The organism is Parvibaculum sp. (assembly GCF_035325945.1).
Lineage (GTDB): Bacteria > Pseudomonadota > Alphaproteobacteria > Parvibaculales > Parvibaculaceae > Parvibaculum.
The window spans coordinates 1-12,891 of the sequence record NZ_DAOKYX010000033.1 but is presented as its reverse complement, the minus strand read 5'-3'; the positions used below and the strand labels follow the sequence as shown (position 1 = coordinate 12,891).

Annotated in this window: 8 protein-coding genes and 1 rRNA gene; 7 read left to right on the top strand and 2 right to left on the bottom strand. The window is 63.7% G+C overall.

The window, feature by feature from the left end; genetic code table 11:
- The first annotated feature begins 128 nt into the window (after positions 1 to 128).
- From PKA57_RS13075 to PKA57_RS13055, 5 genes are all read left to right on the top strand, one after another.
- On the top strand, positions 129 to 1,304 hold the full coding sequence (locus PKA57_RS13075) for a RodZ domain-containing protein (protein ID WP_324301254.1): 1,176 nt from the start codon (positions 129 to 131) through the stop codon (positions 1,302 to 1,304).
- Between the two features lie 200 nt (positions 1,305 to 1,504).
- Positions 1,505 to 2,650, top strand: coding sequence for a flavodoxin-dependent (E)-4-hydroxy-3-methylbut-2-enyl-diphosphate synthase (gene ispG / locus PKA57_RS13070; protein ID WP_324301252.1), 1,146 nt, complete (start codon positions 1,505 to 1,507; stop codon positions 2,648 to 2,650).
- Positions 2,651 to 2,712: 62 nt separating this feature from the next.
- Positions 2,713 to 3,780 (top strand): peptide chain release factor 1, encoded by a 1,068-nt coding sequence (gene prfA / locus PKA57_RS13065; protein WP_324301250.1) that lies wholly within the window; start codon positions 2,713 to 2,715, stop codon positions 3,778 to 3,780.
- Positions 3,777 to 4,631 (top strand): peptide chain release factor N(5)-glutamine methyltransferase, encoded by an 855-nt coding sequence (gene prmC / locus PKA57_RS13060; RefSeq protein ID WP_324301248.1) that lies wholly within the window; start codon positions 3,777 to 3,779, stop codon positions 4,629 to 4,631. The genes prfA and prmC overlap by 4 nt, the downstream gene beginning before the upstream one ends.
- 396 nt (positions 4,632 to 5,027) lie before the next feature.
- Complete coding sequence (locus PKA57_RS13055) at positions 5,028 to 5,729, top strand: DUF4167 domain-containing protein (protein WP_324301246.1); 702 nt, start codon at positions 5,028 to 5,030, stop codon at positions 5,727 to 5,729.
- Positions 5,730 to 5,800: 71 nt separating this feature from the next.
- On the opposite strand, the gene PKA57_RS13050 is transcribed toward PKA57_RS13055, so the two are convergent.
- Entirely contained in the window at positions 5,801 to 6,565 is a 765-nt protein-coding gene (locus PKA57_RS13050) for an MOSC domain-containing protein (RefSeq protein WP_324301244.1), read from the bottom strand.
- 243 nt (positions 6,566 to 6,808) lie between these two features.
- Here PKA57_RS13050 and clpB point away from each other — a divergent pair, with 243 nt between their 5' ends.
- Positions 6,809 to 9,433 (top strand): ATP-dependent chaperone ClpB, encoded by a 2,625-nt coding sequence (gene clpB, locus PKA57_RS13045; RefSeq protein ID WP_324301242.1) that lies wholly within the window; start codon positions 6,809 to 6,811, stop codon positions 9,431 to 9,433.
- Between the two features lie 85 nt (positions 9,434 to 9,518).
- On the opposite strand, the gene PKA57_RS13040 is transcribed toward clpB, so the two are convergent.
- Entirely contained in the window at positions 9,519 to 11,177 is a 1,659-nt protein-coding gene (locus PKA57_RS13040; RefSeq protein WP_324301240.1) for a peptidoglycan DD-metalloendopeptidase family protein, read from the bottom strand.
- An 838-nt stretch (positions 11,178 to 12,015) separates the two neighbouring features.
- On the opposite strand from PKA57_RS13040, the gene PKA57_RS13035 reads away from it, so the two are divergent.
- A 16S ribosomal RNA gene (locus tag PKA57_RS13035) occupies positions 12,016 to 12,891 on the top strand; the annotation flags it as partial.

The window sequence follows — 12,891 nt, the reverse complement described above, 5'->3', positions numbered from 1 at the left end:
GCTTAGGTCATAACCGGCGTGCAGGGGCGAGTCTCGGCCCAAATCGGCACATGAGCGGTCGTGGCTGACTTCGGCCGCATGGTGAAGTGCAAATGGGGACGGCTCAGCTCGGGGAAGATCCCAACGCTATGATCAATGTTACGTCGCTGCCGACCGAAGAGCGGACGGAAAGCCGCCGCCGCCTGCATTTGAGAGATATCACCTCCGACATTCCGCTTCAGATTGACACCGTGGGGGCCGAACTGCGCGCCGCGCGCACGCGCCGGGGCGAGGATCTGCGGACCATCGCCCAGACGCTGCGGATCAGGCGCGAGCATCTCGAGGCGCTCGAAGAGGGGCGGGACGCGGCGCTGCCCGGCCGGGCCTATGCGATCGGCTTCGTCCGTTCCTATGCGGAGCATCTGGGGCTCGATTCGACGCATATCGTCGAGCGCTACAAGGTCGAACTCGACGGCAATGAGGAAGTCAGGGAGGAGCTACCTTTCCCGAAACTCAGCCGGGAGACGCGGCTGCCGCGCGGCAGCCTTCTGATCGTCGGCGTCGTCATCGCGGCCGGCATCTATGGCGGCTGGCTTCTCACCCATTCCGCCGACCGGATGATGACCGAGCGGGTGCCGCCCGTGCCGGAACATATCGAGGCGCGCGCCACCGGCTCGGCCGGTTCGGCCGATGAGCGCCTGGTTGCGACGTCGCTGAGCGGCGATCCGGCATCCGCGGCCACGCGGCCTTCCGCTCCGGCCGCGAGCGCGGCAGCGCCCGTCTATGCCGTTCCGCCGAGCCCGGTCGCGACAGCGCCGGAAGGTGCCGCCGCCGGAACGGGCGAAACGCAGACCGCCGCCGTGGCGCCGGCCGAAGTCGCATCCGCGGCGCCCGAGGCGCCCGCCGCTCAGGCCTTGCCGCCGCTTCCGGCCGGCCAGGCTTTCGGCAGCGAAAATATCGACGGGCGCGTCGTCGTCCGGGCGCGCAAGAACGACGCCTGGATTCGCGTCGAAGACGCTCAGGGTCATGTGCTGATCGAGCGCACGCTGGCGCTTGGCGACAGCTATCGCGCGCCGGGCAAGCCGGGCGTCATTCTCGTCGCCCGCGACGCGAGCGCCTTCGAGCTTCTGGTCGACGGCACCTCGCTCGGCCTTGCCGGGCCGCCGACACTGGTTCTGACGGGCAAGTCGCTCGATCCGGCCGATCTCGTCGCGGCGCTGCCGAAGCCTCTGACGGCCGAGACCGCTTCCGCCCCGGCGGATGCCGCCGCTGAAGCCGCTGCCGCACCGGCGGCTGCCCCATCGCGCGCGAGCCGGGCGAACTAGGGTTTCCCGCGAAAACCGCCGGCTTTCCTTGGAAAGACGCGCATCTCCGCGCCTTGCATTTCCGGGCGGTTTCCGCCGCGGCGATATTTTTGTTATGAAAAGGCTCTCGGGGCCTGTCCTTGTCTGCTATGAAGAGGCCCATGTGAGCCCTTCGAGGCCCTTCAGCATGTGCCGGATCGCTTCCGGCCGGACTTGATCGCATGAGTATTCGTCCCTGGCGCGACATCGCTCGCAGGAAGAGCCGGCAGATCCATGTGGGTCGCGTCGCCGTGGGCGGCGATGCGCCGATTTCCGTCCAGACGATGACGAACACGCTGACCTCGGACGCCAAGGCGACGATCGAGCAGATCCGCCAGATCGAGGAGGCGGGCTGCGACATCGTGCGGGTATCGTGCCCGGACGAGGATTCGACGCGGGCGCTCAGGGAGATCGTGCGGGCGACGACGATCCCGATCGTGGCCGACATCCATTTCCACTATCGCCGGGCGATCGAGGCGGCGGAGGCGGGGGCTGCCTGTCTGCGCATCAATCCGGGCAATATCGGCTCGGCCGCGCGTGTGCGCGAGGTCGTTCAGGCGGCGAAGGATCATGGCTGCTCCATGCGGATCGGCGTCAATGCCGGTTCCCTCGAGCGCGATCTCCTGGAGAAATATGGCGAGCCCTGCCCCGAAGCGATGGTGGAGAGCGCGCTCGATCATGCGCGCATTCTGCAGGATCACGATTTCCACGAATTCAAGATCAGCGTGAAGGCGTCGGACGTGTTCCTCACCGTCGCCGCCTATCAGCAGCTTGCGGAGGCGATCGACTGCCCGCTCCATCTCGGTGTGACCGAGGCGGGCGGGCTCATGTCCGGCACGATCAAATCGTCGATCGGCCTCGGCTCGCTTCTCTGGGCGGGCATTGGCGACACGATCCGCGTGTCGCTCTCGGCGGCGCCCGTCGAGGAGGTGAAGGTCGGTTTCGACATTCTAAAATCGCTCGAGCTTCGTCACCGGGGCGTCACGATCATTTCGTGCCCTTCCTGCGCACGGCAGGGTTTCGACGTCATCGGCACGGTGAAGATCCTCGAGGAACGGCTCGCGCATATCGCGACGCCGATGACGCTTTCGGTCATCGGCTGCGTCGTCAACGGGCCGGGCGAGGCGACGCAGACCGATATCGGCTTCACCGGCGGCGGCGCGGGCTCGGGCATGATCTATCTTTCCGGCATCACGGATCACAAGATCCGCAATGAGGAGATCGTCGAGCATCTCGTTTCGCTCGTCGAGGAGAAGGCGAAGGAAATCGAGGCCGCGCGGCTCGCCGAGGAAGCGGCTGTGGAACCGCGCGCGGTTGCGGGCGATTAGCGGCTCATCCGTCGCTCTCTCGCCCCTCGCCTCATTTTCTCCCGCAGCCCAAAGACAATTCCATGATTCCCGAAGAAAGACTTCGCAAGGTTCTCGACCGCTTCGAGGCGGTTCAGTCCGAAATGAATGCCAACGTGCCGCGCGAACGCTTCGTCGCGCTGTCGAAGGAGTTCGCCGAGCTGTCGCCCGTCGCCGACGCGGTGAGGAAGCTCAAGGCGGCGGAGACGGCGCGCGAGGAAGCGCGCGCGCTCCTCTCCGACAAGGAGATGGCAGGGATCGCGCGCGAGGAGCTTGACCGGCTCGAGGAGGAATTGCCGTTGCTCGAGCGCGAGGTGCAGCTCCTGCTCCTGCCGAGGGACGCGGCCGACGAGCGGAACGTCATTCTGGAAGTGCGCGCGGGGACGGGCGGCGACGAGGCCGCGCTATTCGCGGGCGATCTCTTCCGCATGTATGAGCGCTATGCCGCCAAGCAGGGCTGGTCGGTCGGGCTCATCAGCGCCTCGCCCGGCGATGTCGGCGGCTACAAGGAAATCATCGCGGAGATTTCCGGCAGGGGCGTTTTTGCCCGGCTCAAATTCGAATCGGGCGTGCACCGCGTTCAGCGCGTGCCGACGACGGAAGCGGGCGGCCGCATTCACACCTCGGCGGCGACCGTCGCCGTGTTGCCCGAGCCCGAGGATGTCGATGTCGAGATCGAGGACAAGGATCTCAGGATCGACGTTTACCGGGCGAGCGGCGCGGGCGGCCAGCACGTCAACAAGACGGAGAGCGCCGTCCGCATCACCCATCTGCCGACGGGCATCGTCGTCTCGCAGCAGGATGAAAAGTCGCAGCACAAGAACAAGGCCCGCGCCATGCAGATCCTGCGCGCGCGAATCTATGAGGCCGAGCGCGAGCGCGCCGACCGCGAGCGGGCGGCGGAGCGGAAGGGGCAGGTCGGATCGGGCGATCGGTCCGAGCGCATCCGCACCTATAATTTTCCGCAAAGCCGCGTCACCGATCACCGTATCAATCTCACGCTGCACAAGCTCGATCAGGTTCTCGAAGGGGAGGCGCTGGACGAGCTGATCTCCGCGCTCGTCGCCGAGGATCAGGCGGCGCGGCTTGCCTCTCTCGGGGAGGACGCGTGATCACGACGCGCGATCACGAATACCGGATGCTCAACTGGCGTTTCCGGCAGGCGGGGATCGCAAGTCCCGAACTCGACGCGCGGCTCCTCGTGCAGGCGGCGGCCGGATGTGACGAGATCGAAATGATCCGTGAGCCGGGCACGCGCCTCACCGAAGCGCAGGTCGAGACGCTTCGCTCCTTCGAGGCGCGCCGGCTTGCTCACGAGCCGGTGGCGCGCATTCTCGGCATGCGCGAATTCTGGGGACTGCCGTTCAGGCTCGCGCCATCGACGCTCGAGCCGAGGCCGGATAGCGAGACGCTGATCGAGACGGCGCTCGATCTCTTGCGCGATGTCGAGGCGCCCTCGATCCTCGATCTCGGCACGGGCACGGGCTGCCTGCTGATCGCACTACTTCACGAGCGGAAGGACGCGCGCGGGCTTGGTGTCGATATATCCGATGAGGCGGTCGAGGCCGCGTCGCGCAATGCGAACGCGCTCGGCGTCGGTGCGCGTGCGGCGTTTCGCCGCGCGAGCTGGGCGGAGGGGATCGCGGAGCGCTTCGATCTCGTCATTTCCAATCCGCCCTATATTCCGGCGGCCGACATTGCAACGCTGGAACCAGAGGTGCGCGAGTTCGATCCCCGTCTCGCGCTCGATGGCGGGGCGGACGGGCTCGACGCCTATCGGGCGCTTGCGGCGGTTCTGCCGCGGCTTCTGCCGCCGCACGGCCATGCGGTGCTCGAACTCGGAATTGGCCAGTCTGAAGCGGTGAGCTGCATGTTCACGGATGCGGGGCTTGACGTTCTTCGCGTCGTTCCCGATCTTGGCGGGGTCCCGAGAGCGCTGGTTGCGGGCCTGCCACGGAGCTGAAAATCCGCCTTTGCGGTCCGCAAAAAATGGTTGGAATGAGCCGCTTTAAGGACTAGGTTGCGAACAGGGAATTGAGCCAGGGACATCGCCTCGCTCTTCAAACCGCATCAGACATAACGGTTTCAAGAGAGCTTGAGGTGGATCCGGCGGCGGGCGCCTGGCATGCGGCCCAGAGCGGGGCCGCTGGCAGTAGCGTCGGGGGCCGTAACTTCTGAGCATCCGACATGAGCGATCCGGCCGGGCCGGAGGGCGCATTTGGTGCGGAAGTATGCCATGCGGAATTGCGTGCCGGCGGCCGGTCCGACGAGCGTCCGTGCAGCGTGGGCCGCGCGCAGGATTTGGACAGAAGCGGATTGCTTTGAACTCTCTGATGAACAGTAGCGAGATAGTGACCATATGAGGCAGGGGCAGAACTCCAAGCGGTCGCGCGGGCGCGGGCGCAAGCCACAGAACACGGGCAACCGCGCTTATGACAGCAACGGGCCCGATGTGAAGATCCGCGGTACCGCGGCGCATGTGTGCGAGAAGTATCAGCAGCTTGCGCGCGATGCCCTCTCGGCCGGCGACCGTGTCATGGCGGAGAATTACTATCAGCATGCGGAACATTACTATCGCCTGCTGATGGCTTCCCAGATTGGCAGCGAAGGCCAGCTTCGTCCCCAGAACAATCTCGGCTATCGCCCCGATGACGAGCAGGAGGACGATGAGGAGGATTTCGGTTCCGAGCAGCCGAATTTCCCCGGCCACAGCTTCCAGCAACAGCAGCAGCCCTTCGGCTCGCGCCACAATAACGGCAATGGTCGCGGCGATCGCCAGCCGCATCAGCAGCATCAGCCGCATGTGCAGCCCGCGCCGCTTCAGGCTGAGGCCAGCGGCGGCGGTGATGAACAGGAAGGCGGCGAGCCGATCGTGGCGCTCAATGGCGACGCCGCCGCGCAGGCAAATGGCGCCGCTCAGCCTTCGGATGGCCCGCGCCGCAGGCCGGGGCGCCGCCGGCGTCCGCGTCATGAGGGCGCGGCCGGAGAGGGGCGCCGCGACGGAGATGGCGAGCACTCCGAGGCCGCATCGTCCGGCTCCGACGAGGTGACGGCAGTCTGATCCGGGCGTCTTCCCGGATCGTCATAACCGATCTTGATGGCCCGGCTCTGCCGGGCCATTTTCATTGCTGCTCAGGCGAGTTCCAGGCGGTCGCCGGGGCGGATCGTTCCGCCTTCGCGCACCTCGGCATAAAGGCCGAGATCCATGCTGGCCCAGCGGCGTTGAAGGGTCGCCGGAATTTCCATGTCGCGCTCGGCCGTCACGGGATCGACATTGGTTGCCGCGCAGCGCTGAATGAGATGCACGCCTTTGAGGCGGGCGCTTCCGAGATGCAGATGGCGGCCCACCCATTCATGGTCCGCCCAGGGTTCGAGCCCTTCGACATAGACATTGGCGCGGAAGCGCAAAGGATCGACCTTGCGGCCGATCTCCGCCTCGAGGGCCTCGATGCTTGCGAGATTGATGATCGAGACGAGTTTCGCTGGGGCATCCGACAGGGTGAAACCCGGCGCATGCACGATGCGCGGCGCGCCCCTCAGATCGGTCTTCATATAGGCGGCGAGGAAGGCTTCTATCCGCCCGCGCCCCTCCGGCGTCATCAGATTGCCGCTGACATGCTCGCGGCCATCCTCCGATATTGAAAACTCCGCCGTCCGCTCGTCGAATCGCGAGTGCAGCCTGGCCAGCCGCTCGTTCTTCATCAGCATGAGGAACTTGATCTTCGGAAAATGCTTCGGCGCGTCCGGATCGAAATCGGCCGAACCGTTCTCGATCGCGAAGGCGCGATCCCAGGCGATGCATTCGCGCGGTGCGAGCGCGGCCTCATCGAGCGGTTCGGGCGACATGCCCTTCATCGGGTAACGATAAAGTTCCGCGATCCTTGCCGTTCCGTTCATCGCCCCTCCGCAATTTCTCCGGGATTCCCGCCCTTTCCGGCGGTGCATCCCTCTTGTGTGGCTGCACGGTAACACCATATCTGCCCGAGATCAGTGCCTCCAGGAGGGCTGATCTCGCGCAATGCCTGCGAAAGGGGTCTTGGGCGATAATTTGCAAAAGGCGCTCGACCGCGGTGCCAACGTCTCTCCGGCACGGATGTCGGGGAAGTGGGCCGATCGGAGCGCGCTTGAAAGGACGTAGAGATGGATCTGGAGAAATATACCGACCGCAGCCGCGGCTTCATCCAGTCGGCGCAAGGGCTTGCCATTCGCTCGGGTCATCAGCGCTTCACCCCCGAACATATTCTGAAGGTTCTGCTCGACGACGAGGAAGGTCTCGCCGCCGGGCTCATTCGCGCGGCTGGCGGCAGGCCCGATCAGGCGCTCGCCGGCGTCGAGACGGCGCTCGCGAAGCTTCCGAAAGTGGAAGGCTCGGCGGCAGGCCAGCTTTATCTCGCGCCAGAGACGGCGCGCATTTTCGATCAGGCCGAAAAGCTCGCGAAGAAGGCGGGCGATTCTTATGTCACCGCCGAGCGGATGCTGCTCGCGCTGCTGATCGAGCCGGGCACCGAATCGGAAAAGATACTGAAGACGGCGGGCGTCACCGCGCAATCGCTCAACGAGGCGATCGAGCGCGTGCGCAAGGGCCGCACGGCCGACACGGCCGGGGCCGAGGAGGGCTATGACGCGCTGAAGAAATATGCGCGCGACCTCACGGCCGACGCGCGCTCGGGCAAGCTCGATCCCGTCATCGGCCGCGACGAGGAGATTCGCCGCACGATCCAGGTGCTCGCGCGGCGCACCAAGAACAATCCGGTGCTCATCGGCGAGCCGGGCGTTGGCAAGACAGCGATCGCCGAAGGGCTTGCGCTTCGAATCGTGAATGGCGACGTGCCCGAGAGCCTGCGCAACAAGCAGCTTCTCGCGCTCGATCTCGGCGCGCTCATCGCGGGCGCCAAATATCGCGGCGAATTCGAGGAGCGCCTGAAGGCCGTGCTCACCGAGATCGCCTCTAGCGATGGCGGCGTCGTGCTTTTCATCGACGAGCTGCACACGCTTGTCGGCGCCGGCAAGACGGACGGGGCCATGGATGCCTCTAATCTGCTCAAGCCCGCGCTTGCGCGCGGCGAATTGCACTGCGTCGGCGCGACCACGCTCGATGAGTATCGCAAATATGTGGAGAAGGACGCGGCGCTGGCGCGGCGCTTCCAGCCGATTTACGTCGGCGAGCCGACGGTCGAGGATTCGATCTCGATTCTGCGTGGCCTGAAGGAGAAATACGAACTCCATCACGGCGTCCGCATCACCGATTCGGCCATCGTCGCGGCCGCCACGCTTTCCGATCGCTATATTTCGGATCGATTCCTGCCGGACAAGGCCATCGACCTCATGGACGAGGCGGCGAGCAGGCTTCGCATGCAGGTCGATTCGAAGCCGGAAGAGCTCGACGAGATCGATCGGCGAATCATTCAGCTCAAGATCGAGCGCGAGGCGCTGAAAAAGGAAAAGGACGAGGCGTCGAAGGACCGGCTCGAGAAGATCGAGACGGAACTTTCCGATCTCGAAAAGAAGTCGGCCGATCTCGCCGCAGCATGGCAGGCTGAAAAGTCGAAGCTCGCGAGCGCGCAGAAGCTCAAGGAAGAACTCGATTCGGCGCGTAACGAGCTTGTGCAGGCGCAGCGTGCGGGCAAGCTCGAGCGCGCCTCCGAGCTTGCCTATGGCGTCATCCCCGAACTCGAGAAGAAGCTCGCCGAAACGGAGAAGCGCGCAAGCGCAGCCGGCCAGCTCGTCGAGGAAGCGGTGACGGAGAATCACATCGCGCAGGTCGTCTCGCGCTGGACGGGCATTCCCGTCGACAAGATGCTCGAGGGCGAGCGCGAGAAGCTCCTCAACATGGAAAAGGAGATCGGGCGCCGCGTCATCGGACAGGAAGATGCGGTTTCGGCCGTTTCGCGTGCGGTGCGCCGCGCGCGGGCGGGCCTTCAGGACCCGAATCGCCCGATCGGCTCGTTCCTCTTTCTCGGGCCCACGGGCGTCGGCAAGACGGAGCTCACCAAGGCGCTTGCGGGATTCCTTTTCGACGACGATCAGGCGATCTGTCGTCTCGACATGTCGGAATATATGGAAAAGCACTCGGTCGCCCGCCTCATCGGCGCGCCTCCGGGCTATGTCGGCTATGAGGAAGGCGGCGCCCTGACCGAAGCGGTGAGGCGCAGGCCCTATCAGGTCGTGCTTTTCGACGAGATCGAGAAGGCGCATCCCGACGTTTTCAACGTCCTCCTGCAGGTGCTCGATGACGGGCGCCTGACGGACGGGCAGGGGCGCACCGTCGATTTCAAGAATGTGCTGATCGTCATGACCTCCAATCTCGGCGCCGAATTCATGGCCGAGGGCGAGGATGTGGAGGAGGTGCGCGAGCAGGTGATGGATGTGGTGCGGTCGCGCTTCCGGCCCGAATTTCTCAACCGGCTCGACGAAATACTGCTCTTCCATCGTCTCACGCGCGAGCAGATGGATGCGATCGTCGACATACAGGTCGAACGTCTGCGGGCGCTGCTACGGGACCGCAAGATCGCGATCCATCTCGACGACAGCGCGCGCACCTGGCTTGCCGATCAGGGATACGACCCGATCTATGGCGCGCGGCCGCTGAAGCGCGTCATCCAGCGCAATGTGCAGGACCCGCTCGCGGAATTGCTGCTCGAAGGGCGGATCAAGGATGGCGAGACGGTTACCGTTTCGGCGGGCGTGCAAGGCATCATCATCGACGGCCACGAAGTCCCGGAGGGCCATGTCGAGGAGGATTCGGGCCTTCGTGTCGTGCATTGAGGCGCGGGTTTCCGGACGCATTCCGGGCGGAAAAATGAAAAGGGGCCGGAAAATCCGGCCCCTTTTTTCATCCCTGTTCGGAGGATCAGTTCGCCTTGTTGCTCGCCTCTCCGGCCTGCGCGACCTTGGTGACGAGCGGCGCTTCGGCCATCTGGGTCGTCACTTTCTGGCGCGTCGCCTTGAAGGCCGCGAGCTGCTTTCCGGTGAGCTTGATGCCGGTCGCCATCTTCACGCCCAGCGGGTTCACCTTCTTGCCGGCGATGTGGATTTCGTAATGGAGGTGCGGGCCCGTCGAGCGGCCGGTCGAGCCGACATAGCCGATCACCTGGCCCTGACGAACGCGCGTTCCGGCGCGCATGCCCTTGGCAAAGCCGTTCATATGGGCGTAGGCGGTCTCGTAATTATTGGCGTGCTTGACGGAAATGTAGTTGCCGTAGCCGTTGACCCAGCCCGCCTTGCTCACCACGCCATCGCCCGCGGCATAGATCGGCGTGCCTTTCGGCGCGGCGAAGTCGACGCCCGAGTGGAGCTTGCTGTAGCCGAGAATCGGGTGCTTGCGCATGCCGAAGCCGGAGCTGATGCGGGCGCCGTCGATCGGCGTCTTCATCAGGAACTTCTTCATGCTGTTGCCGTTCTCGTCGTAATAGTCCCAGTCGCCATCGGCCGTCTTGAAACGCCACAGGCGATAGCTCTTGCCTTCGATGGTGAGCGCCGCATAGGCGATCTGGCCCGATTTCACAGGCACGCCTTCCTCGTCATATTTGCGCTCGAAGAAGACTTCGAAAGTGTCGCCGGGGTGAATTTCGCGCTGGAAGTCGATGCTGTAGGAGAACATCCGGATCATCTCGACGATGATCGGGGCGGGGATTCCCGCCTTGTCGGCATCGAGGAAGAGGCTCGACTGGATCGAGCCCTTGGCGCGGGCATAGCCGCTGGTCAGTTCTTTCTGGAATTGCCGTGTCTTGTAGGTGCCGTCATCCGTGCGGGTGACCTCGATTGCTCGATCGATATCGGGTTGCAGCGAGATGGCGGTGAGAAGTTTGGCGGGAGATTCGTCCCCAGAGGCGGGATTTGTCTCGAAGGTCAGTGAAATCTGCTGCCCGGCGCGGAGTTTGGTCGGGCTGTAATGCGGTTTCATCGCCGCGATGGCGTGATAGGCGTCGACCCGGTCGGCGCCGGCATCGGTCAGCACCTGCATCAGAGTTTCGCCGTTATTGATCGCGACCTTGGTCTCGACCGTCTGCGGGCCGGCGGGTTCTGTGGGGGCTGCGGCCGCTTCCTGCGCGGCTTCGGCCGCCTCGAGAGCGGCGATATCGGCAGGGGATGCGGGCGTTTCCTCGCTTTCCGCGGTCCGTGCCAGAGCTTCTCCCGTCGTGGAGCGAAGCCCGGCCATGGCCGAAAGCGAGCCTGCTCCGGTGCCGTCGGCATCAAGAGCGATGATCTGGGGTGCGTCGTCGGCCGTCAGGGCGGCCGTCTGGACACCTGCATATGGGGCGACCAGCGCCGCGAGGCCGGTGCCGAGCAATGCGAAGGAGAGGGCGCCCGCGACGCCGGCGGCTGTCAGCCAGCGGTTCTGGCCCGCGCTCTGGCCGAGAGCGAGCCGGCTGGCCGAGACATAGAGCTTGAGGGTGCGCTGAAGGGAGTGGCGAAGTCCGGCCGGGCGTTTATGCCCGGCATCCGGCTCTTCAGCCTCGCCGCTCGATTCAGCCGTGATCCCCTCGGTCTGCTTCCCCGCGTCGAACAAATAGTTCCCCTTGCCGTCTCGATAACGGGCCGAATGCCCGTTTTGCCCGCTTCAGCTACCCCCGCAGGCGGCCGTAACGAACTGAAATGTACTGTGATGGAACGATGCTAGCTCCAGACAGCCCTGTCAACGAACTCTAGGTCCAATCGTGCCTGAAATTGTCGTTATTCCTCCCTATATGTGCGGAGGGCATTAAGCCGTCCCATAACGCTCCATCGGGAGGGGGCGGAGCCCCCCGGACCGCAGGGAGCAGGAATCGGGCCGGGAATCGGCCCTGGCGGGAAGTCCTTGAGCCGCCTCGCAAAATTGGCTCAGAGAGTCAAGCTCAATGTCCGTGAATTTTTTTGAATTTTCTCACAAAAGGCGTTTGACAGGCCGAACCGACCCCCCTATAAACCGGCTCCACAACGAGGCCACGGCGCGACGCCAAACACCAAACGGTGACGCGCTTCCTCCTCGGAAAGAGATTGCTGGTAAGACTTGATTGTCAGTGATCTTTGTGGCCTAGTAAGCGATCCAATGATGGATGACAGCTGGCCCCGACTTCTCCGGAAGCGGTGCTTTGACTGTCCTTCGGGTCGGTTACGACCCTCGGTTTCGGGGCGCGGAAAGCGTCAGGAAGCCAAGGTGCTCTTTGACATTGTGGTTTGAGAAAGAGAAACGTGGACGGCGGTGTCCTGGCGAGCTCGACCTAGATCGAGCAAACCGAATACCGACTGTCTGACGTTTCAAAACACACTACCCCGTTTAGTCGGTCGCAAGATCGACAAGAACGAGAGTATGTGTCTTGCGTCGCGTCCCGCGATATTCCTCGCGGGATTTAAAAGTCGGATCAACTCAACTTGAGAGTTTGATCCTGGCTCAGAACGAACGCTGGCGGCAGGCTTAATACATGCAAGTCGAACGGCTGTAGCAATACAGCAGTGGCAGACGGGTGAGTAACACGTGGGAACCTACCTAGGGGTACGGAATAACTCAGGGAAACTTGTGCTAATACCGTATACGACCTTCGGGTGAAAGATTTATCGCCCCTAGATGGGCCCGCGCTGGATTAGCTAGTTGGTGAGGTAAAGGCTCACCAAGGCGACGATCCATAGCTGGTCTGAGAGGATGATCAGCCACACTGGGACTGAGACACGGCCCAGACTCCTACGGGAGGCAGCAGTGGGGAATATTGGACAATGGGCGCAAGCCTGATCCAGCCATGCCGCGTGAGTGATGAAGGCCCTAGGGTTGTAAAGCTCTTTCAACGGTGAAGATAATGACGGTAACCGTAGAAGAAGCCCCGGCTAACTTCGTGCCAGCAGCCGCGGTAATACGAAGGGGGCTAGCGTTGTTCGGAATTACTGGGCGTAAAGCGCACGTAGGCGGCTTTCCAAGTTGGAGGTGAAATCCCCGGGCTTAACCCGGGAACTGCCTCCAAAACTGAAAGGCTAGAGTCCGAGAGAGGTGAGTGGAATTTCCAGTGTAGAGGTGAAATTCGTAGATATTGGAAAGAACACCAGTGGCGAAGGCGGCTCACTGGCTCGGTACTGACGCTGAGGTGCGACAGCGTGGGGAGCAAACAGGATTAGATACCCTGGTAGTCCACGCCGTAAACGATGGGTGCTAGTTGTCGGGCAGCTTGCTGTTCGGTGACGCAGCTAACGCATTAAGCACCCCGCCTGGGGAGTACGGTCGCAAGATTAAAACTCAAAGGAATTGACGGGGGCCC